Origin of the sequence: Rhizobium rosettiformans W3 (assembly GCF_004912135.1) — a bacterium.
Classification (GTDB): Bacteria; Pseudomonadota; Alphaproteobacteria; order Rhizobiales; family Rhizobiaceae; genus Allorhizobium; species Allorhizobium rosettiformans.
This window is the reverse complement of record NZ_STGU01000002.1, coordinates 309836-332410: the sequence shown is the minus strand read 5'-3', so window position 1 is coordinate 332410 and position 22575 is coordinate 309836. Positions and strand designations below refer to the sequence as shown.

General features: G+C 63.3%; 15 protein-coding genes. 9 read left to right on the top strand and 6 right to left on the bottom strand.

The annotated features are described in order from the left end of the window. Positions 1 to 184: 184 nt before the first annotated feature. The 4 genes from FAA86_RS04960 (at position 185) to FAA86_RS24505 (ending at position 3259) form a co-directional block, all read left to right on the top strand. Positions 185 to 1477, top strand: a complete 1293-nt coding sequence (locus tag FAA86_RS04960) for an Hsp70 family protein (RefSeq protein ID WP_136538629.1) — start codon at positions 185 to 187, stop codon at positions 1475 to 1477. A 258-nt stretch (positions 1478 to 1735) separates the two neighbouring features. Next, complete coding sequence (locus FAA86_RS04955; protein WP_136538628.1) at positions 1736 to 2626, top strand: uracil-DNA glycosylase; 891 nt, start codon at positions 1736 to 1738, stop codon at positions 2624 to 2626. Positions 2627 to 2769: 143 nt separating this feature from the next. Beyond that, positions 2770 to 2961, top strand: a complete 192-nt coding sequence (locus tag FAA86_RS04950) for a hypothetical protein (RefSeq protein WP_113461582.1) — start codon at positions 2770 to 2772, stop codon at positions 2959 to 2961. Positions 2962 to 3103: 142 nt separating this feature from the next. Further along, on the top strand, positions 3104 to 3259 hold the full coding sequence (locus FAA86_RS24505) for a hypothetical protein (protein ID WP_167494894.1): 156 nt from the start codon (positions 3104 to 3106) through the stop codon (positions 3257 to 3259). A 112-nt stretch (positions 3260 to 3371) separates the two neighbouring features. Here FAA86_RS24505 and FAA86_RS04945 read toward each other — a convergent pair whose 3' ends face one another. Beyond that, positions 3372 to 4268 carry a hypothetical protein gene (locus FAA86_RS04945; RefSeq protein ID WP_113461583.1) on the bottom strand — a complete coding sequence of 299 codons (897 nt, stop codon included), beginning with the start codon at positions 4266 to 4268 and terminating at the stop codon, positions 3372 to 3374. Positions 4269 to 4598: 330 nt separating this feature from the next. On the opposite strand from FAA86_RS04945, the gene FAA86_RS04940 reads away from it, so the two are divergent. Continuing rightward, positions 4599 to 5876, top strand: a complete 1278-nt coding sequence (locus tag FAA86_RS04940) for an MFS transporter (protein WP_136538627.1) — start codon at positions 4599 to 4601, stop codon at positions 5874 to 5876. A 3-nt stretch (positions 5877 to 5879) separates the two neighbouring features. On the opposite strand, the gene FAA86_RS04935 is transcribed toward FAA86_RS04940, so the two are convergent. Continuing rightward, positions 5880 to 6818: a DMT family transporter gene (locus tag FAA86_RS04935; RefSeq protein WP_136539020.1), complete on the bottom strand. Its 939-nt coding sequence runs from the start codon at positions 6816 to 6818 to the stop codon at positions 5880 to 5882. A gap of 294 nt (positions 6819 to 7112) precedes the next feature. Here FAA86_RS04935 and FAA86_RS04930 point away from each other — a divergent pair, with 294 nt between their 5' ends. The 4 genes from FAA86_RS04930 (at position 7113) to FAA86_RS04915 (ending at position 15359) form a co-directional block, all read left to right on the top strand. Further along, positions 7113 to 8222, top strand: a complete 1110-nt coding sequence (locus FAA86_RS04930; protein ID WP_136538626.1) for a methyl-accepting chemotaxis protein — start codon at positions 7113 to 7115, stop codon at positions 8220 to 8222. Between the two features lie 248 nt (positions 8223 to 8470). Then, the gene (pepN, locus tag FAA86_RS04925; protein WP_136538625.1) at positions 8471 to 11119 is read left to right on the top strand and encodes an aminopeptidase N; all 2649 of its coding nucleotides are present in this window, start codon (positions 8471 to 8473) and stop codon (positions 11117 to 11119) included. 264 nt (positions 11120 to 11383) lie between these two features. Further along, positions 11384 to 13738 (top strand): PAS domain-containing sensor histidine kinase, encoded by a 2355-nt coding sequence (locus FAA86_RS04920; protein WP_136538624.1) that lies wholly within the window; start codon positions 11384 to 11386, stop codon positions 13736 to 13738. A 133-nt stretch (positions 13739 to 13871) separates the two neighbouring features. Beyond that, positions 13872 to 15359 carry an oligosaccharide flippase family protein gene (locus FAA86_RS04915; RefSeq protein WP_136538623.1) on the top strand — a complete coding sequence of 496 codons (1488 nt, stop codon included), beginning with the start codon at positions 13872 to 13874 and terminating at the stop codon, positions 15357 to 15359. A gap of 21 nt (positions 15360 to 15380) precedes the next feature. On the opposite strand, the gene FAA86_RS04910 is transcribed toward FAA86_RS04915, so the two are convergent. The 4 genes from FAA86_RS04910 to FAA86_RS04895 form a co-directional block, all read right to left on the bottom strand. Beyond that, on the bottom strand, positions 15381 to 18338 hold the full coding sequence (locus tag FAA86_RS04910) for a bifunctional [glutamine synthetase] adenylyltransferase/[glutamine synthetase]-adenylyl-L-tyrosine phosphorylase (RefSeq protein WP_136538622.1): 2958 nt from the start codon (positions 18336 to 18338) through the stop codon (positions 15381 to 15383). Between the two features lie 106 nt (positions 18339 to 18444). Continuing rightward, on the bottom strand, positions 18445 to 19860 hold the full coding sequence (locus tag FAA86_RS04905; protein WP_136538621.1) for a sensor histidine kinase: 1416 nt from the start codon (positions 19858 to 19860) through the stop codon (positions 18445 to 18447). 1 nt (position 19861) lies between these two features. Continuing rightward, positions 19862 to 20620 carry a response regulator transcription factor gene (locus FAA86_RS04900; RefSeq protein ID WP_281281687.1) on the bottom strand — a complete coding sequence of 253 codons (759 nt, stop codon included), beginning with the start codon at positions 20618 to 20620 and terminating at the stop codon, positions 19862 to 19864. Positions 20621 to 20717: 97 nt separating this feature from the next. Beyond that, complete coding sequence (locus FAA86_RS04895) at positions 20718 to 22262, bottom strand: Do family serine endopeptidase (RefSeq protein ID WP_136538620.1); 1545 nt, start codon at positions 22260 to 22262, stop codon at positions 20718 to 20720. Positions 22263 to 22575: the final 313 nt, after the last annotated feature.

The window sequence follows — 22575 nt, the reverse complement described above, 5'->3', positions numbered from 1 at the left end:
GAGGGGGCGGCCGCGCGGGATGACAGCACGCAGGAGCGCGTTCTGCCGTAGATGTCACAAAATGGTCGCTTGCCCTTGCCCGGTCCCTGTGGCATCAGGCGCCCTCTTTCGTTCTCGGTTACGCCGACGACAGCCGGCATGCCGGTTCCCACAGACAATCATTCAGATCAAAGGAGCGATGGCCATGGCTCAGGCGCTGGGGCTCGATTTCGGCACGACCAATACCGTGATCGCCGTCGCGGAAAGCGGAGACGACACCCGGTCCGTCTCCTTCACCTCTCCTGCCGGCACCACCGACAGCATGCGCACGGCGCTCTCCTTCCTCAAGGATCCGCAGCTCGGAGCCGGCGCCCTGAAGGTCGAGGCGGGCCAGGCCGCCATTCGTGCCTTCATCGACAATCCCGGCGATTGCCGCTTCCTGCAGTCGATCAAGACCTTTGCGGCCTCGGCCCTGTTCCAGGGCACGCTGGTGCATGCGCGGCGCTTCCAGTTCGAGGATCTGATGGAAGTCTTCCTGAAGCGCCTGCAGGCCTATGCCGGCGAGGGCTGGCCTGACGAGACGAAACGGCTGGTGGCCGGCCGGCCGGTGCATTTTGCCGGCGCAAGCCCCGATCCTCAACTCGCCGTCACGCGCTACAACGAGGCGCTGACCCGTCTCGGCTTTCCGGAAATCCACTATGTCTATGAGCCGGTCGCGGCGGCCTTCTATTTTGCCCGCACGCTGAAGCGCGATGCGACCGTTCTGGTTGCCGACTTCGGCGGCGGCACGACCGACTTCTCGCTGATCCGCTTTTCCACCGAAGGCGGCAAGCTCAGCGCCACCCCGATCGGCCATTCCGGTGTCGGCATCGCCGGCGACCAGTTCGATGCGCGCATCATCGACCAGCTGGTGGCACCCGAGATCGGCAAGGGCAGCCAGTTCAAGAGCTTCGGCAAGCTCCTCGACGTGCCGAGCAACTACTATCTCGCCTTCTCGCGCTGGAACCAGTTGTCGGTGTTCAAGACGATGAAGGAATTCACCGATCTCAAGTCTCTGGTGCGTCAGGCGGAAGAGCCGGAAAAGCTTGAGCTCTTCATTGACCTGATCGACCATGACGAAGGCTATCCGCTGTATCAGGCCGTCTCTGCGACCAAGATGGCGCTCTCTTCCGCAGAGGAGGCCGAGTTCCGCTTTTCCCCGCTCGGCAAGGCCGGCGAAAAGCGGGTGACACGGCGCGACTTCGAGAGCTGGATCGCGGATGATTTGACGCGCATGGAACAGGCGCTGGATGAGGTACTGACGACGAGCAACACCCAAGCCGACAGCATCGACAAGGTCTTCCTCACCGGCGGCACCTCCTTCGTGCCGGCCGTGCGCGACATCTTCCACCGCCGCTTCGACGCAAGCCGCATCGAAACCGGCGGCGAACTGGTCTCGATCGCCCACGGCCTGTCCCTGATCGGCGAGCGCGACGACATCGAGCAGTGGGTGGCGTGAACTCGCCTTGTTGAGGGCGCCGTAGATGATCACCGCCCCGTCGGTCCTGCCACGGCCCCTCACCCTGCCCTCTCCCCGCAAGCGCGGAGAGGGAGCGCCAGCGGTGGCCGTCATGGCCTTCTCCCCGCTCGCGGGGAGAAGGTGCCCGAAGGGCGGATGAGGGGCGGCCAGCGTCGCGTGAACACGAGGGGCTAAACGGCAGTGCACCTCCCCGCTTTCCATTTGCCTTGACCAGGCCAAACACACTAGAACAGCCTCATGATCCAGGCCCGCGACATGACGCCAGCAGAGCTCGCCGCGCTTCTCGCATTTCATGCGGAAGCGGGTGTCGATTGGCTCGTGGAGGACGATCCGGTCGATCGCATTGCAGCCTTTGCGGCGGAAAAGGCTGCCCGCCAGGTGGCACGGCCGGCGGCCGACGCGTCCTCGGGCAATCTCCCGGCCCGCACGCTTGCCGCACGCGGCGCGCCGCAGAGCGAACGCCAGCCGGCGCGTGCCCAGCCCGCACAAGGCTCCGCCCTGCCGGCCATCCCGGACGAGAACGCGATTGCCGAGGCGCGGTTCGCGGCCGAAAGCGCGCGATCGCTCGCCGAACTCAAGACCGCCATCGAAGGCTTCACGAGCTGTAACCTGAAGACGTCGGCCCGGTCCACGATCACCGCCCAGGGCGCAGGCACGTCCGGCATCATGGTGATCGGCCCCATGCCGAACGCAGACGACGACCGCGAAGGCATGGCCTTTTCGGGACGCGCCGGTCTGCTGCTCGATCGCATGCTGTCGGCGATCGGCCAAACGCGTGAGAGCGTGGTCATCTCCACCGTCATCCCCTGGCGTCCGCCGGGCGACCGCATGCCATCAGGACCGGAGACCGCCATCTGCCGACCCTTCATCGAGCGGCAGATTGCACTGGTGGAGCCACGCCTCGTGCTCGTGCTCGGCAATTTCGCCGCACGCTTCTTCTTCGGAGAGACGGGCACCATTCACGCTCTGCGTGGCAAATGGCGCGACATCGGCGCGGGCGGCCATACGGTTCCGGCACTCGCGACCCTGCACCCCCAGGAACTGCTCGCCGCACCGGCCAGCAAGGCGCTCGCCTGGATGGACCTGCTCGTCTTCTCCGAGCGGCTCCAGACACCGCCCAACGGCTAAATTTCAGGCAATGTAAACGAATTATGAAATCTGCCATGCGATTGACGCATGGCAGGCCCGCAGTCGGGCTGCTTGCCGAATCTATGCTGCACTGCGATATTCAATCGGCAAAGTGGGAGGTACACTTTACAAGGAATACCGTCGTGAGCCTTCGGACCCGCCCCATTCACTGCAAGTTCGAGACCCTGCGTCTCGCTGGCGATCATGGCCGTACCGGCACGCCCTACAATCGCTCCAGCCCCTCCGTTGCTGTCGAGCAGCTCAGCGCCCGGTTCGCAGGTCATGCCGGCCGCATCGCCCGCCCGGCCGCCAGCTTTGCCGAAAGCCGTCTCTGATCCGGTCTGCGCGGAGCGATCTGCGCGCCGTTCTGCTTCGCCTGCATAGCAGCCCTTCCGCATTGTGCATTGCAACAACGGTCCATCGATGAACTAATACGGTCATCGAATTTGCCATGCGTCAAAAGCAGAGGACACGACCATGATCTCATTTCATCCCGTCCGCAGCCTGCGTCAGGCCGTGCATCACATCGGCGAAGCGGTCAACGCATCGGCCGAACTCTCCCAGGCCGCCCGCAAGCGCCAGCAGGCGCAGGATCGTGGCGAGCAGCGGGCTCTGCAGCCGCTCGGCTTCTGATCCTCTCCCACACCTCTCAGATACAAAAAGGCTCGCATCGCTGCGGGCCTTTTCGTTTTTTTGATGGCGCTGGAAGACAACGGAAGCTCGCCTACCTCGCCCTCTTCGAGGTTCAGGCTTCCCGTGCCACGCCGAGGCGCGGATCATGCTTTCCCAGGCGGACAGGCCCGCAGATCTTCTCATGGGCAAAGTCGATGATCGAGAACTTGATCGCCTGCCACTTGCAATATTCGTCAAGGAAATCCCGCCGCAGGATGCAGTGATTGCGGTCGCCGTCCGGCCAATGCAGGCAGCCCGTTTCCACCGCACGGCGGAAGAGGCGCTGCAGATGGGTACGCGAGATCATGAAATGCTCGGCCATCACGCGCGCGTCGATGCGGCCGATATTGTAGCCCTCGCCATCGGGGGAGAGCTCCATAGCACGGCGCACAAGCTCGTCCATGACAAGACCGCCGGCTTCCGTCCAGAGAAACAGCGCGACCCGCGGCGGCGGTTCCAGCCAGCTTGGATTGAGGCAGGCGCGCCGGGCAACCTGCGGCTGGATCAGCTTGAACAGCTCCGGCTGCGCGGCAAGCGTGGCTGCCCGGTCGCCGCCATCAAGGTGATCGAGAAGCTCGAAATTGGTCATCAGCCACTGATACATGGCCTGGGTCGGCAGCTCGGTCGCCTCGTAGCGCTTTGGACGACGATTGGGATCACCCACGATGCGGACGAATTTGTAGCTCAGCAGCTGATCGAGAAAGTTCAGCACCGTGTTGCGGCTGGCCGCATTGTTGGAGGTGATGATCTCGCGGAGATTGGTGGTGGTGAGCCCGCTTCCCGGCTGCGAGGGATCGTATTCAAGCTGCAAGGCAAAGGCCGCCTGGCTCAGAAGCCAGCGTTGATGCGAAGCCAGCATGCGCGACAGGCGCGGGCTCTGGTCGAACTGGCCGCGCAGCTTGGCCGCATAGGCGCGCAGGGCCGGAACGAATTGGGGATGGCCGACGATCTCCGAGACAGACAGCGTCATGACACGCTCCCGGACTTGATTGCGCTATCTGCGAAGGCGGAAACAAACGGCACGCGCAGGCGCTCTGGCCTGCAAGCGGTCTGCCGTGTCGTCGCCCGTGTCGGCTTCATTCGATCCCTTTGGCGGACCCCGTCCCTTCGTCCGAGGCCTCTCATCTTGTGACAGTTGTCAAGGTAAACGAATTCCTCGCGATGTTTCAATAATTTATTACGCTACCCCTGCTCAAGTCGCAGATTGCATTCGCATTGCGCCCCGTCGCGTCGTATTCGACATTTCAAACGGCTGGCGATGCTGGCACTATTCTTGTCCAGACTGCTTCCGGGAGGCCCAATGCTGTCCAGTCTCGCCTCGATCGCCACCTTGATGCTGTCGACCCTGATGATGATGGCCGGCTTCGGCCTAATGGGCTACATGCTGCCGATCCGGTCGCTGAACGAGGGCTGGTCGACCTTCATCATCTCGGTCATCGCCACGGGCTACACCTTCGGCTTTACGGTCTCCTGCGTCGTCACGCCCATCCTCGTGCGTCGGGTGGGGCATGTGCGCGTCTTCGGCGCCCTCATCACGATCCTCACCGTCTCGATCCTGCTCTGCGCGCTGGTCGTCGAGTGGTGGGCCTGGATGATCTTCCGCGGCCTGTCCGGCTTTGCGATTGCCGGCGCCTATTTGTTGATCGAAAGCTGGCTCAACGAGCGCGTCACCAACGACAATCGCGGCGCGCTCTTCTCGGTCTACATGGTCACCTGCCTGGTGGGCTCGATCGGCGGGCAATACATCGTGCCGCTGGGCGATGTGAACGGGCCCGAACTCTTCATGATCTGCGCGCTGATCTTCTCGCTCGCGCTCTTCCCGGTGGCGCTGTCCACCGCGCAATCCCCCAGCCCCATTGCCGAGGCGCGCTTCGATCTGAAACGTCTCTATCGGCGATCGCCGATCGCCTTTTTCGGCTCGCTTCTGTCGGGTGCCCTGTCGGGTACCTGGGGCAGCCTCGGCGGCGTCTATTCCCAGACGATCGGCATGACCACCGCGCAGGGTGCCACGCTGCTTGCCGCTTTCCTTGCCGGCGGGGCGCTTTCCCAGGTGCCGATCGGACGCATCTCGGACCGCATGGACCGCCGCCTCGTGATGATCGCCTCCGGCCTATTCGGCGTCGGCGCCTGCGCCTTGATGATCGCTTTTGGCGCAGACGAGCCGACTGCGCTCTATGTCGCCGGCTTCTTCGTCGGCACGGTGCTTTACCCCGTCTATTCGCTGAACGTCGCCCATGCGAACGATCTGGCCGAGCCGCATGAATATGTCACCCTGTCCAGTGCCATCATGATCCTCTATGGCATGGGCACGGTGACGGGCCCGATCATGGCCGGCACGCTGATGGAATGGCTTGGCCCGAATGCGCTGATCGGTTTCCTCGGACTGGCCTTCGCCCTTTATGCCGGCTACGCCGCCTATCGCATCACGCGGCGTCCCGACGCTGTCACGCCGGAGGACAAGGCCGACTTCCAGGCCACCATCCTGCCGATGCAGGGCGCGGACAACGCCTCCCCCCTCCCCGAGCCTGAGCCCGATCCGGAAGAGCAGATGGAGCTTGAAATCGAGCCCGGGCGCTGAGCTTCAGCCCTGCGGCGTCGACGCCTTGCGGGCAGCCCGTCGCTCAAGGCCGAGCTGGTGTTCGCGGTAGATGATGAAGATGCCGGCGGAAACGACGATCGCTGCGCCGATGAGGGTCGTTGCGGTGGGCACTTCTGAAAACAGCGCGTAGGCGGCAATCGAGCCCAGGATAATCGAACAGTATTCGAACGGCGCAATCGTCGAGACGTCGGCGAAGCGATAGCTTTCGGTCAGGAAGATCTGCCCGAGCCCGCCGAAGAAGCCGGCGAGTGCCAGAAGGCCCAGCGCCTGCCAGGACAGATCCGCCCAGCCGAAGAACCAGGTCAGCGCGGACAGCAAGGCTGCCGTCAGGGAGAAGAACAGGACGATGGTCGAGGTCTTTTCCTCACGCACGAGCTGGCGGACCTGCAGCATGGCTCCGGCCCCGAGCGTTGCCGAAATCAGGACGGCGACCGCCCCGACGGCAGCTTCCGAGCCCATCCCGTCTTCCCCGAACAGGGTCAGCTTCGGCAGCGAGATGATCAACACGCCGACGAGCCCGATGACAACGGCCGTCCAGCGATAGAGCCGCACCGTCTCCTTCAGGAAGATCGCGGCGAAGACGACGGCAATTAGGGGCATGGCATAGCCGATGGCGATCGCGTCCGGCAGCGGCAGGTGCACAAGACCGTAGAAGCCCGCACCCATGGCGCAGACCCCAAGCAGGCCGCGCTTCACATGCCCGAACGGGTTGTCGGTCTGCATGGCGACCCTGAGCTCCCCGCGCCAGGCGAGATAAGCAACGATCGGCAGGATCGCGAAAGCGGACCGGTGAAAGCTGATCTGGCCCGGCGGAATGCCGTTGCCGGCAAGCTTGATGCAGGTCTGCATGGCAACGAAGACCGTGACCGAACAGACTTTCAGCACGATGCCGCGCAAGGGATTGGGATCGGCAAAGGCCATGGTCACGACTGTCTTGAATGCGGGCCGGCGCGGACAAGCGCCTCGGGATGATTTCGAAGAGGTCGAAACATCTGAATCGACCGGACCTAGGTTGCATGGGTGCCGGGTGGGTGCAAGTGCGGATTTTTGCGGTATTGGCCCCAGAAATGGCCTGAAAACCCCGGGATTCCCGCCATGAAGCGTTAACTGCTCGTTTAATGCGGGAAAATATATTTCCTCTTAATAAGTCATATTTATTCGGCAGCGTGCTGCCGACTTTTCAGGTTCGTCTTTTTCAAACCGGGGTTTGGCGCCATGCCGCAGGCCGATTATCAGACCAATCCGATTTCAGAGATCCGCGCCACGCCCCGGTCCATGCGCCTCGTCACGGAGAGCATCGGATCCGACCTCGAAGTCTTCAGCGCCGACAACGCCCATATCGTCCGGCAGATCCGGCTTCTGGCGATCAACGCCCTGATCGAGGCCGCGCGCGCCGGCGAGGCCGGCAAGGGTTTCGCGGTGGTCGCCAACGAGGTCCAGCGCCTCGCGCAGGGAGCCAATGAGACGGCAGAACGGTTCCAGCAGAACGTGCTTGGGCGCATCCGGCAGAGCCGCAGCATGGCAGACGATCTCGTCGAGCAGATGGAGGGCGTCCGGCTCATCGATCTCGCGCAGACGCTCGTCCAGTTCATCGTGCGCAATCTTTTCGAGCGCACGGCCGATGTGCGCTGGTGGGCGACCGACAGCGCGCTGTGGGAAGCTCTTGAACAGCCATCCGCCGACCGCGCCCAGCATGCCGCCGCCCGCCTCGGCGTGATCAACCGCTTCTATACCGTCTATCTGGATCTCGTGATGACGGACACGAAGGGCAAGGTCATTGCTTCCGCCAATCCCCGCTACCACCGCAGCCTGAAGGACCGGGACCTCTCGGGCGACACCTGGTTCCAAGCTGCGCGCAGCTGCCAGACCGGTGACGACTACATCGTCGACACCGTCAAGCGCAGCCCCCTGCACGACAATCGCGACGTCCTCGTCTATGCCACCGGCATTCGCGCGGCCGGCCGCAGCGATGGCGCGCTTCTCGGCACGCTCGGCGTCTATTTCGACTGGCAGGCTCAGGGTCAGGCAATCGTCGAGAAGGAAGCCAACCTGCCGCCACAAGTCGCAGAGAAGACCGAGGTTCTGTTGCTCGACGGCAGCAACATGGTGATTGCTTCATCGCGTCCGGAGCGGATCTACACGCATTTCGCGCTCAACAATCCGCAGCAGCTTGCCAAGGGCAGCTACTACGATCAGAGCGGGGCCATCGTCGCCTTCGCCAAGACGCTCGGATATGAGGATTACGACGGGCTCGGCTGGTCGGGCGTGATCATCCAGGGCATGGACAGCGACGACGAGTTGCGGCAGCAGCTACGGCTGAAGTGAGCCGCGTCACAGCTGCGCAAGAGATTTCGCAAGATCAATTGTCCGACTATTCTTGGACTTCGCGTGCGATTGACGCAGTTCGAGCGATGAAATCCGCTTCTTGCGACCAGAGCATCGTAAAAATAACTCGTGTTTTAACAATCGTTCAGAAATTGCTGCAATCATCGCCCGCAACTTGACCCCATTCGGCTCCAGGCATCTTCAAGTCTGCGCCGTGGTGGCCAACCCCGCAGCGACCAGGACATATTATGCGCACAGATACGGGCCGGATCGTTCATCTGGCAGACTACCGCCCCACCGACTTCGTTCTGGAACGGGTTGATCTGACCTTCGAACTGGATCCGACCGAGACCAAGGTGGAAGCCCGCCTGATTTTTCATCGCCGCGAAGGTGTCGATGCGACTGCGCCGCTGGTGCTCGATGGTGACGACCTCACCATGACGAGCCTGCTCTTCGACCAGATCGAGATGGATCCGGCGCGCTACACCGCGACGCCCGAGAGCCTCACGATCCGCGATCTGCCGGAATCGACGCCTTTCGAGATCACCGTTGTCACGATGATCAACCCTGAGGCCAATACCCAGTTGATGGGCCTCTACCGCTCGAACGGCATCTACTGCACCCAGTGCGAGGCGGAAGGCTTCCGCCGCATCACCTATTTCCCCGATCGTCCGGATGTGCTTGCCGTCTATACGATCAACATCATCGCCGACAAAGCTGCGAACCCGCTCCTGCTGTCGAACGGCAACTTCCTCGGTGGCGCCGGCTTCGGCCCGGACAAGCATTTCGCCGCCTGGTTCGACCCGCATCCGAAGCCGTCCTATCTCTTCGCGCTCGTCGCGGGCGACCTTGGCGTGGTCGAAGACACCTTCACCACCATGTCCGGCCGCGAAGTCGCACTGAAGATCTATGTCGAGCACGGCAAGGAGCCGCGCGCGGCCTATGCGATGGACGCGCTGAAGCGCTCGATGAAATGGGACGAAGAGGTCTTTGGCCGGGAATATGATCTCGACATCTTCATGATCGTCGCCGTTTCCGACTTCAACATGGGCGCCATGGAGAACAAGGGCCTCAACATCTTCAACGACAAGTATGTCCTGGCCGATCCCGAGACCGCGACCGATCAGGACTATGCGAATATCGAAGCGATCATCGCGCATGAATACTTCCACAACTGGACCGGCAACCGCATCACCTGCCGCGACTGGTTCCAGCTCTGCCTGAAGGAAGGCCTCACCGTCTATCGCGACCACGAATTCTCGGCCGACATGCGCTCGCGCTCGGTCAAGCGCATCGCGGAAGTCCGTCATCTGCGCTCGGAGCAGTTCCCGGAAGATGCCGGTCCCCTCGCCCATCCGGTGCGCCCGACGAAGTATCGCGAGATCAACAACTTCTACACGACGACCGTCTACGAGAAGGGCTCCGAGGTCACCCGGATGATCGCGACCATTCTCGGCCGCGACGACTTCAAGAAGGGCATGGATCTCTATTTCGAGCGCCATGATGGCGATGCCGCGACCGTCGAAGACTTCGTCAAGTGCTTCGAAGACGCAAGCGGCAAGGATCTCACCCAGTTCTCGCTCTGGTACCATCAGGCCGGCACGCCGCAGATCACCGTCTCCTCCACCTATGACGCGAGCGCCAAGACGCTGACGCTGTCACTGGAGCAGATGATCCCGGCCACACCCGGCCAGAGCACGAAGGAGCCGATGCACATTCCGCTGCGCTTCGCGCTCATTTCCGAAAACGGCTCGGAAGCCTCGGCTTCCGCTATTGCGGGCGGCGATGTCACCAGCGACGTGCTGCATCTCACCCAGCGTGCCCAGACCTTCACCTTCTCCGGCATCGGCAGCCGCCCGGTCGTCTCGCTCAACCGTGGATTCTCGGCCCCGGTCACCCTGCATTTCGCCCAGAGCGCCGAGGATCTCGGCCACATCGCCCGCCACGACAGCGATCTCTTCGCGCGCTGGCAGGCAATCACCGACCTCGCGCTGCCGGTCCTGACAGACGCGGCCAAGACCGCGCGTGACGGTGGCGCCGTCGCCGCAAACTCTGCCTTCGTCGACGTCCTGCTCGCGGTCGCTGCCGATGAAGCGCTGGAACCGGCCTTCCGCGCCCAGGCACTGACACTTCCGAGCGAAGCCGACATCGCGCGCGAACTCGGCGGGAACAACGATCCGGATGCCATACATGCCGGTCGCCAGGCCGTGCTCTCGGCGATCGCGACGGCGGGCGCGGATGTCTTCCGCAAGCTTCACGCCGCCCACTCGGCCTCCGGCCCCTTCTCCCCGGATGCCGCGGGTGCCGGCAAGCGGGCGCTGAAGAACATCGCCCTCTCCTTCCTGTCGATCGCCGAAAACGCGCCGGCACTGGCTGCTGACGCCTTCGCCCGCGCCGACAACATGACGGATCTGTCGCAGGCGCTCACCATTCTTGCCCACCGCTTCCCGGATGCGGCGGAAACGAAGGAGGCACTCGCCGCCTTCGAAGCCCGCTTCGCCTCCAATGCGCTGGTCCTCGACAAGTGGTTTACCATCCAGGCCACGATCCCCGGGGCTGCCAGCCTCGAACGGGTCAAGGCGCTGATGACGAGCCCGCATTTCCAGCCGACCAATCCGAACCGCGTCCGCTCGCTCGTCGGCACCTTCGCCTTCGGCAATGCGACCGGCTTCAACCGTGCGGATGGTGCGGCCTACCAGTTCTTTGCCGAAAAGATCCTCGCGATCGACCCGCGCAATCCGCAGCTTGCCGCCCGACTTCTGACCGCGATGCGCTCCTGGCGCCTGCTCGAATCCGGACGCGCCGACAAGGCTCGTGCGGCCCTTGCAACCATCGAAGCCTCGGCCTCGCTGTCCACAGACGTCCGCGACATCGTCGAGCGTATTCTCAAGGGCTGACGCAGCCGCAAATTAGACTAGGAAGGCGCCGGTCAAATCGGCGCCTTCTTTCGTTCTGCGGACCACTATCAGCCTTTGAACACGCGCGGATTCTCCATCAGATTCAGCCTCTTGCCGATACGCCAATAAAAAAGCGGAGTCGGAGCAATGGGTTAATATTTTCTTTACGCACCCGGTCTGGACAAGGCGAATCGGTCATGATTCCTTGGCGTCAGATTCGGGCAAGCGGCGCTGCGAATCACACGAGGGACAGAGGCAGGGACGATGTTGGACGCGCGGCGGGTCACCGCAGCCGATGAGCGGCTGCGCATCAAATTTTCGGACATGGGTGAATTCTTCGCAAGGCTGGGACGGTCCCTGTTCGGAGCGTCTCATTCGGGACAGAGCCAGGCCACGGCCCGCTCAAGGCGCATCGAGACGGCCTTGCGGCGCGCCATCCCAATCCTCATTCTCGCATTTCTCGCCGTCGTGGCGCTTGCCCGCACGATCGGGATCATGAGCGAACACCAGCGCATGGAAAGTGCGGTTCGCCAGTCGACGGCGCTGATCGCCGCCACCGTCAATGCGGCCCTTGGCGAGCATCAGGCCCTCTTCGAAACCCGCAACCGCGCCGAAGCCGAGAAGCGGCTTTCCACATTCCTCGACCGGGAGCACTTCGCCAATGGCGCCTTCGTGCTTCTGGTCGATCCGGCCGGCCGCGTCTTCGGCTCCTCGCCGGAAGCCACCGCCCAGGTTGGCCTGATGCTGTCGAGCCTCCTGCCGGAAGTGATGACCATCCGCAAATCCGGCAGCCGGACCGGCGCGATCGAAACGGATCTCAACGGCATCCCGCATCACGCGATCTTCACGCCAGTCGGCACCGACGGCGCGATGATTGTTGCAGCTCATTCGCTGCAGGCGGTGGAAGACTTCTGGCGCCGCGAGCTCTCGCTCAATGTCACGCTCTTCACCTGCATCACCGTCATTCTCTTCGTCATCCTCTACGCCTATTTCTACCAGGTGAAGCGGGCCCGTGAGGCCGACGACACCTTCCTCGAATCCAATCTGCGTGTCGAAACCGCCCTGGCGCGCGGCCGCTGCGGTCTCTGGGACTTCGATCTCGAAAGCCGCAAGCTGGTCTGGTCGCGCTCGATGTATGAGATGCTGGGCCTTGCCCCCTCGACCGAGCCGCTCGCTTTCGCCGATGCCGCCCGCCTGATGCATCCCGATGACGGCAATCTCTACGCGCTCGCCCGCTCCGTCGGTCGTGGCAGCTCCCGCCACATCGACCAGATCTTCCGCATGCGCCATGCCCAGGGCCACTATGTCTGGATGCGCGCCCGCGCCCAGATCATTTCCTCCAGCACCGGCGACCTGCATGTCATCGGCATTGCCATGGACGTCACCGAGCAGCATCGCCTCGCCCAGCGCTATGCCGAAGCCGACCAGCGTCTCGCCGACGCCATCGAATGCACCTCGGAAGCCTTCGTGCTCTGGGACAAGAACGACAAGCTCGTCGCCTGGAACGGCCACTTCCAGAAGGTCTATGGCCTGCCCGACGACGTGCTCGTGCCCGGCAAGGAACGCTCTCTGGTGCTCGCGGCCGCCGGCAAGCCGATCATCCAGCGCCGCATCGCCGATGCCGATGACGGCACCAATTCCCGCACCTCGGAAGTACAGCTCGCCGACGAGCGCTGGCTGCAGATCAACGAGCGCCGCACCCGTGACGGCGGTCTCGTCTCGGTCGGCACCGACATCACGCTTCTGAAGCGCCACCAGGAGCGTCTGCGCGAGCAGGAACGCCGCCTGATGGCCACCATCGGCGACCTGTCCGCCTCGCAGAAGATCCTCGAGCGCCAGAAGACTGAACTCTCCGACGCCAACGAAAAATATCTCGCCGAGAAGCAGCGCGCAGAAGCTGCCAACAAGGCGAAGTCGGAATTCCTCGCCAATATGAGCCACGAGCTCCGGACCCCGCTCAACGCAATTCTCGGCTTCTCGGAGATCCTGCTTGCCCGCATGTTCGGCCCTGTCGGCTCGCCGAAATACGAGGAATATGCCAAGGACATCCACGAGAGCGGCAAACATCTCCTGAACGTCATCAACGACATTCTCGACATGTCGAAGATCGAGGCGGGCCAGATGAAGATCCGCTGCGAGACGATCGACCTCTGCCCGCTGATCGAAGAGAGCATGCGTCTCACCGCGATCCCGGCCGAAGAAAAGAACATCACCGTCGAGCAGCGCGTCGATTGCGGCCTCTCGCTCGTCGCCGATCGCCGCGCGATCAAGCAGATCCTGCTCAACATCCTCTCCAATGCGGTGAAGTTCACCGATGAGGGCGGACGGATCGCTCTCCGCGCCCGCAAGGTCGAAGGCGCGGTCCTCGTCTCCATCGTCGATACCGGCATCGGTATCCCGAAGAGCGCGCTCGGCAAGATCGGCAATCCCTTCGAACAGGTGCAGAGCCAGTACGCCAAGTCCAAGGGCGGCTCCGGCCTCGGCCTCGCCATCTCCCGCTCCCTCGTCGCCCTCCACGGCGGCTCGCTGAAGATCCGCTCCCGCGAAGGCCAGGGCACCGTCGTGTCGCTGCGCATCCCGGATGTCGTGGTCGCCCAGGGCCTGAAGCGCAGCGCGTAAGGGCGGCCCCGTTTACCCGCCCTTAACCCTTCCTGCCGATTGCGCGGCCGGACTTACCCATCCGTAAGGGTCCCCGGTCCATGACAGGGTCGGGACAATCCGGTGGAAACCGGAGGGACAGACAGGGACCGCAATGGCCAGCGAAGGCAAGCCGCGCAATCGGCTTTACGTCAATTTCATCATCAACCTGATCGGCGCCCTCTTGCCGATTCCGGTGATGATCCTGACGGTTCCCGTCTACATCGACTATGTCGGCGACGCCCGTTACGGCGTGATTTCGCTGATCTGGGTGATGATCGCTTATCTCGGATTTCTTGAGCTTGGCCTTGCGCCTGCCACGATCAATGCACTCGCCCGCCTCGACCGATCCGATCAGCGAGAACGCGCGCGCGTCATCGTCACCTCCTTCACCATCAACGCGTCGATGACCTGTTTCGGCGCATTCCTGCTTTATCTGCTCGGCTCGTACATCGTCGGCGGCGTGGTGCAGGTGCCCGCCGAGATCGAGGGCGAGGTCAAGGCGGCCATGCCGTGGATCGCGCTCCTTCTGCCGCTCGTCATTCTGAACGGCGCCGGAATCGACGCGATCGAAGCGCGGGAGAATTTTGCGCTCGCCAATGTGCTGCAGGTCTCGGGCGCGATCTTCGCCCAGATCCTGCCGCTCGCCTTCGCCGTCTTCGTCTCTCCGGATCTGGGCACGGTCATTCCAGGTGCCGTGCTCGCCCGCGTGCTCCTGATGCTCGCGATCTTCATCGCCATCAACCACATCGAAGGGCCGCTGCGTTTTCGCGATTTCGACCGGGACCGGGCCCGCCGGCTTCTCTCCTATGGCGGCTGGGTCACGATCTCCTCGGTGCTCACGCCGATCCTTGGTTCGCTCGACCAGTTGATGATCGGCCGCTTCTTCGGCGTGGCCGCCGTGACCTATTATGCCGTGCCGCTGAACCTCATCTCGCGCAGCCAGATCATTCCCGGTGCCATTTCCCGGGCCATCTTCCCACGGCTTGCGAGTTCGGAATCGGAAGAGGCGAAAGCCCTGACCGCGCGCGTGCTGATCGTCACCGCCCTGCTCTATGGCGGCATCTGCGCCTCGACGATCCTGCTGATGGATCCGCTCTTGACGCTCTGGCTCGGCGAGGCCTTTGCCGAGCGGGCGCGTCTGCCCGCGACGATCCTCGTCACCTCGATCTGGCTCAATTCGCTGATCTTTGCGCCCTATTGGCTGATCCACAGCCAGCACCGACCTGACCTCATCGCCAAGCTGCATCTGGGGCTGCTCTTGCCCTTTGCCGGCGTGCTGGTGCTGCTCACCATGCAGTTCGGCATTGTCGGCGCGGCCTGCGCGGCAGCCCTTCGCTCGCTCTTCGATTTCGGCGGTCACCTGACGCTGAGCGGCATCATGCGGCGCGTCGCGGGACCGCTTGCCCTGCCCTTCGCGCTGCTTGCCGCGGCAACCTTTGCGCATCTGACCGTCGACGACTGGCTTACCGCCTTCATTCTCGCCTGCGCCGTCTGGCCGATCGTGGCGCTCCTGGTCTTCCTCCTCGACCGCTCAACCTTCAACCTGCTTGTCGGTTTTGCGATGAAGCCCTTGAGACTGATCGCCAACCGCCCGGCCTGACCTTGCCGGCTGCTGCGTCCCTCAAGACCGCGCCATCACCCTTGAAAACACCTTGCGCACCGCCTTCGACAGCCGCTTCACCTCGGCCTCAGCGGTTTTCAAATCAGGGCTTTCGGCGGCGCGCGCCACCCGGTCGGTCAGACCTGCCGGGACATTGCCCGGCTCGAAGGGACCGTCGATGCAAAGGCGGATGACCTGCGAGAGATCGGTGTAAAGCTTCAGCGCTATCAGGCAGGTGTCGAGGTCGTTCGGATCGATGAGCGCGCCCAGTGCCTTCAGCGCATCGGCGGTGGAGAGCTCGTTCGTGCGGACCCGATGCCCCTTGCCGGGGGCGATAAGGGCGAGATACTGCGCGATGAATTCAATGTCGATCAGGCCGCCGGGGATGAGCTTCAGGTCCCAGATGTCCTTCGGCGGCTTCTCCTTTTCGATCAGCGCGCGCATCTCGGCCACGTCCTTGACAGTCTTCGCCTGATCCCGCGGGGCAGCCAGCACCTCTTCGATGATGCGCTCGGCCTCTTCGATCAGGCTTTGATCACCTGAAATCATGCGCGCTCTTGAGAGCGCCATATGCTCCCAGGTCCAGGCCTCCTCACGCTGATAGCGGGCAAACGAGCGCAGCCGGGTGGCGACCGGTCCCTTGTTGCCGGAGGGGCGAAGCCGCATGTCGACTTCGTAGAGCACGCCTTCGGCCGTCGGCGCCGAAAGGGCCGCCATCAGTCGCTGGGTAAGCCGGGTGAAATAGCGCACGGGATCGAGCGGCTTTGTGCCATCGGATTCCGACGCGTCGTCGTCATGCTCGTAAAGCAGGATGAGGTCGACATCCGACCCTGCCGTCAGCTCGTAGGAGCCGAGCTTGCCCATGCCGGCCAGCGCCACGCGGCCGCCGGGGATCCTGCCATGGGCCGCTTCCATTTCGGCGATCACCGCTTTCAGTGCCTCGTCGATGACGAGGCCGGCGAGATCGGTGAAGGCATGCCCCGCCTGGGCGCCGCCGATCGAACCGGTCAGCAGGCGAATGCCGATCAGGAAGCGCTGTTCGGCGGCAAAGATGCGCAGACGGTCGAGGATTTCCTCGTAATGCCTTGCGCTGGACAGGAAACTTTTCAGCCGCTTGCCGAGATAGTCACGGGTGGGAAGCTCGACCAGGAGGCTTGGGTCCAGCATGCCGTCGAAGACATGCGGGCGTTCGGCGATGATCTCGGCAAGCCGGGGGGCGGCCGCCATGATGTTGACCATCAGGTCGAGAAGGGCGGGATTGTTGCCGAGCAACGAAAAGAGCTGGATGCCCGCCGGCAGTCCTGAGAGAAAGTTGTCGAAGCGCAGCAACGCGTCGTCGGCCCGCCTGCTCTCGCCGAAGGCCTTCAAGAGGTCCGGCGTCATCGCCGTCAGCCGCTCGCGCGCCTCGACCGATTGGGTCGCGCGGTAGCGGCCATAATGCCAGGTGCGGATCACGCCAGAGATCGCTTCGGGCCGCTCGAAGCCGAGAGCCTTCAGCGTCTTGAGCGTATCCGGATCGTCCTGCTGGCCGGTGAAGACGAGATTGCCCGTCGCGCTCGACAGGCCCTCTTCCTTCTCGAAGAGGCGGGCATAACGTTTCTCCACCGTTCGCAGCGTTGTCTCGAGCGCGCGGGAGAAGGCCGTCGTGTCGATGAAGCCGAGCATGAAGGCGATGCGCTTCAGCTCTGCCTCCGTTTCCGGCAGCACATGAGTCTGCTCGTCATGCACCATCTGAATGCGGTGCTCGATATCGCGCAGGAACCAGTAGCAGTCGATGAGCTCATCGGCCGTCTGCTCGTCGATCCAGCGCGCCGCGGCCAGCGCCTTCAGCGCCTCCTCGGTCGGACGGCAGCGCAGGTCCGGCATGCGACCGCCGGCAATCAGCTGCTGGGTCTGGGCGAAAAACTCGATCTCGCGGATGCCGCCGCGGCCGAGCTTGACATTATGGCCCTTCACCGCAATCGCGCCATGGCCCTTGTGCACATGGATCTGGCGCTTGATCGAATGGATGTCGGCAATCGCCGCATAATCGAGATATTTACGGAAGACGAAGGGTACGAGTTCGCGCAGAAAGCCCTCGCCTGCCTTCAAGTCGCCGGCCACCGGCCGCGCCTTGATGAAGGCCGCGCGCTCCCAGTTCTGCCCCCTGCCCTCATAATAGATCAGCGCCGCCTCGACCGGCACCGCAAGCGGCGTCGAGCCCGGATCGGGTCTGAGACGCAGGTCGGTGCGGAAGACATAGCCATCGGCCGTCCGCTCCTGCAGGATGCGGACCAGACGGCGCATCATGCGGCCATAGGTTTCCATGGCATCGTCCGGCTCCTTCAGGATGCCGGTGTCGGGATCGTAGAAGATGACGAGGTCGATGTCGGAGGAGTAGTTGAGCTCACGGGCGCCATGTTTGCCCATGCCGAGCACCACGAGCCCGCTGCCTTCCGCCGGGTTCTCGCGGTTCTTCAGCGTCAGCTTGCCGCTCTCGTGACCGGCGAGCAGCAGGTGGTCGATCGCCGCGGCCACCGCCGCATCGGCAACCGCCGTCAGCCAGGCCGTCGTGTCGCGGGCCATGAAGACGCGGGCGAGATCGGCAAGTGCCGTCAGAAAGGCCACCTTGCGCTTGGCGTGTCTCAGCCGGGTCATCACCTCGGCTTCCCCCGGCACGGCGCCGGCTTCATCCGGCATCCAGGCCCGGCGGGCTTCTTCGACCGCATCGAGGATCTGCGGCTCCAGCGGCAAGGCCACGGCATCCAGCAGAAGCGAGGGCTTCAGATTGGCAATGTCGCGCAGATAGGGGGAGAGCGTAAAGGCTGATAGAATGAAGCTGCGCAGCGGCCCGTCGGCAGCCAGATGGTCCGCAAGGCCCGGTTCCTGCTTGACGAGGTCCTTGAGGAGCGCGGTTGCCGCCTTCAGTTCCGTCTGATTCAGCGGACGGATCACCCCGTCGGCCACCTCGGACAATCTGCTCGTCCTGCCGTTCCCCATCAGTGTCTCCTCTCCCGGTCGAGATTTCTTGCGAATCTCAAACCGGGTCAGGTTACACCAAAGATCTGCGATGAGAACGCATGCCGCCGAATGAGCGTGGTTCCGCTCAAGGCTTCATGCCTGGGAACACCATGGTCACCGTCAGACCGGGGTTGTCCGGATCCGATCGCGTATCGGACAGAACCAACCGTCCGCCATGCAGCGCCATGATCGCTTCGACCAGTGACAGGCCGAGGCCCGTACCAGGCTTCGAGCGGCTCTTGTCGAGACGAACGAAGCGCTTCACCACCTCGGCGCGCTTGTCCTCCGGCACGCCGGGTCCCTGGTCGGAAACCGCGATCTCGACGCCTTGCGGTCCGCTGGATACCCGCACCCGGATCTCGGAGCCGGTCTCGCCCTGGCTGCCATATTTGATGGCGTTGTCGATCAGGTTGGAGATCGCCTGCCCCACCAGTTCGCGATTGCCGCGGACCGAGAGGCCCGGTGCGATCTCGCAGATCATCACCTGGCCTGCCTCTTCCGCCACCGGCTCGTAGAGTTCGGCGCTGTCGGCGGCGATTGCGGAAACATCGATCTCCGACAGTTCAGCGGCAATCGAACCGGCTTCGACACGGGAGATCATCAGAAGCGCGTTGAAGGTGCGGATCAGCTGGTCGGATTCGGCGATGATCGTCTCGAGTGCTGCCCGCTTCGCCTGCGCATCGTCTTCGTTCAGCGCATCGGCGGCCTTGTTGCGCAGGCGCGTCAACGGCGTCTTGAGGTCGTGGGCGATGTTGTCGGAGACCTGTTTCAGTCCCTCGTTCAACTGCTCGATCCGCCCCAGCATGCCGTTCAGCGAAGACGAGAGGCGATCGAATTCATCACCCGAGCCGGAGACCGGAAGTCGCTGCGAAAGGTCGCCGGAAATGATCTTCTGGCTGGCGGCCGAGACGCGGTCGATGCGCTTCAAGGCATTGCGGCCGATGGCAAACCAGATAACCACGGCGCCGACACCCATGATCAGCAGCGCCACCATCAGGGCCTGGCGCACCAGTTGTCGCAGTTTGCCTGGCTCACCGAGGTCACGGCCGACAAGCACGCGGATCCCGTTCTCCAGAACGAAGACATGGCCGGTCGCCAAGTGGCGCTTGACGCCGCCGCTGTCGGTATAACGCTGGTAGCGGAAGGGGAAATTGGTCCAGCCCTCCTCGTCGAAGACGCCGGGCTGCAGCGAGGCGACATTGCCAGCAAGGATCTCGCCATTGGGGCTTGCGATCACATAGAGGTTCGCCCCCGGCTGGCGAGCGCGGCGCTCCATGGTGCGCAGCAGCTGGTTGATGCCGCCGCGCTCGAAGGCGCCCTGGATCTCGGTCACCTCCTGCTTCAGCGACTCGCGCGTCTGATTGCTCAGTATACGCTCGGCGAGACCGGTGACGTAGAAGACGAGGAAGGCTGCGCACAGCGCGAAAAGCAGGATGTAGAGAGCGGAGAGCCGGACGGCCGTGGACTTCGCCAGCACCCCGAGACGGGACTTCAGCCGCATGTCAGCCTTCGTCCTTGATCATGTAGCCTGCGCCACGCACGGTCTTCAGAAGCGGCCGGTCGAAGTCCTTCTCGATCTTCGACCGCAGCCGCGAGACATGCACATCGATCACATTGGTCTGCGGGTCGAAGTGATAGTCCCAGACGTTTTCGAGCAGCATGGTGCGCGTCACAACCTGGCCGGCATTTTTCATCAGATATTCGAGCAGGCGGAATTCGCGCGGCTGCAGCAGGATTTCCTTGCCCGCGCGCTTCACCTCGTGGGAGAGCCGGTCAAGCTCAAGATCGCCGACACGATAGACCATGTCCTGCTCGGGCTTGCCCTTGCGGCGGCCAAGCACCTCGACGCGGGCGAGCAATTCGGAAAAGGCATAGGGCTTCGGCAGATAGTCGTCGCCGCCGGCGCGCAGGCCGGTCACGCGGTCGTCCACCTGGCCGAGTGCCGAGAGGATCAGGACGGGCGTGTCGATACCGCGCTTGCGCAGCTCGCTGATGACGGAGATGCCATCCCGGCGCGGCAGCATGCGGTCGACCACCATGACGTCATAGGTGTTTTCGGTGCCCATGAAGAGGCCACTCTCACCATCGCTTGCGTGATCGGCGACAATGCCGGCCTCACGAAAGGCCTTGGTCATGTAAGCTGCGGCTTCCAGGTCGTCTTCGATGACAAGTATCTTCATACGGGCGACATTAGCGTCGGCATCCGCCACCGTATAGCCGGTTTCGCCGGACTTCGGCTGTCCGTGTTCCGCGATCCCCATGCTTCGTCCTTTCCTGATTAGTGACGGTCACCGACCGTCAGAAACGACAAAGGGCGCCGCCGGTCCAAGACCGCCGGCGCCCCTTGTCAGATCACAATCAGCCCTGGCTGATCGGGAGAGCCACGAAGCGGCTGCCGTTTTCCGATTCGACCTGGAAGAGCGCGCGGGTGCGGCCGTCCTTCTTGGCCTGGTCCAGAACCTTCTGGACGTCGGCGGAGGACGAGACTTCCTGGTTGTTCACCGAGGTGATCGTCTCGCCGGACTTCAGCCCCTTGTCGGCGGCTTCGCTTTCGGGATCGACGTCGACGATCGCGAGACCCTTGCCACCCTCTGCGGGGCGAACCGAGAGACCAAGGCCCGAGAGTTCCTGCTCGGCTTCCGGAGCCGGGGCGGCATTGTTCTCGGTTTCGGCGCTTGCTGCCTGGTCGGCCGGCAGTTCGCCAAGCTTGACCTTCACTTCGGTTGCCTTGCCATCACGCCACAGGGTCACATCGACCGTGGTGTCCGGCGCAAAGGCTGCGATACGGCGGGCGAGATCCCGCGGATCCTTGACCGGATCACCGTTGACGGCGGTCACGACGTCACCTTGACGGATGCCGGCCTCTTCACCCGGAGAGCCTGCCTGCGGTGCCACGACGAGCGCACCAGAGTCTTCTGCGAGACCAAGGCTGTCGGCGATGTCTTCCGTCACCGGCTGGATCTGGACGCCGAGCCAGCCGCGCGAAACCGTGCCGGTTTCCTTGAGCTTGGCGATGACGTCGGTCGCAACCGAGGCCGGGATGGCAAACGCGATACCCACGTTGCCGCCCGAAGGCGAGAAGATCGCGGTGTTGATGCCGACGACTTCGCCGTTCAGGTTGAAGCCGGGGCCACCGGAGTTACCGCGGTTCACAGCGGCATCGATCTGCAGGTAGTCGTCGTAAGGGCCGGAGCCGATGTTGCGGCCGCGGGCCGAGATGATCCCGGCCGTCACCGTACCGCCGAGACCGAAGGGGTTGCCGACGGCCACGACCCAGTCACCGACGCGAACCTTCTCGTCGTCGGCGAACTTCACATAGGTGAACTTGGTATTGGGCGAGTCGACCTTCAGCAGCGCGAGGTCCGTGCGGCTGTCCTTGCCAACAAGCTTGGCGTCATATTCCTTGCCGTCGTTCATCACGATGGTGAAGGCCTGGCCGTCGTCGATGACGTGGTTGTTGGTGACGATATAGCCGTCTTCGGAGATGAAGAAGCCGGAGCCCTGAGCGGTCGGACGCAGGCGGCCGGGGCCACGCTCTGCACGCGGACCACGGTCACGCGGGCCTTCCATGCCCGGGCCACCGAATTCGCGGAAGAAGCGCTTCAGCGGGTGGTCATCCGGCAGATCTTCGAAGCTGCGGCCACCGAAATTGAAGGAGAAGTTGCTTTCATCGTTCGATGCCGGCTGGACGTTCGACTGGACGCGAACCGACACCACGGCCGGGAGGACGGCCTCGACGACGTCGCCGAAGCTCGGAACCTGCGGGGCATCGACTTCGACGGGAGCAGCAAGCGCCGGAACGGCGGCGAAGGGAGCGGCCGTCACCAGCATGACGGCGGCAAGGCCGGCAGCGGTGGAGGTCTTCAGGATCGTCTTGAGGGAGCGACCGTTATGTTCAGACATGGAATCTACCTTCATCTGTTCTTCTGACTGGAGCCGCCGGACAACCCGGCGGGTGGGAAGCGGTGGATGAAGTGAGATATAGAGAGGGTCACGTTACGACGAACTGTACGGCAGATGAATTCTTCGTAATCTTTCATGGTCGCCGTCGGAAAGACGCCCTGAGGGACTGTCTGGAGCGCACTGCTAAGACGAATTTCTGCCGAAAATTCGAGCCAATCCAGAGACTTGGAAGCGTCTCTGGAAACAACACTCTTCCGAGGCTATGTTGTTGTTGAGGTGACGTGATGGACAAACCAAGCAAAGAAACAAATCT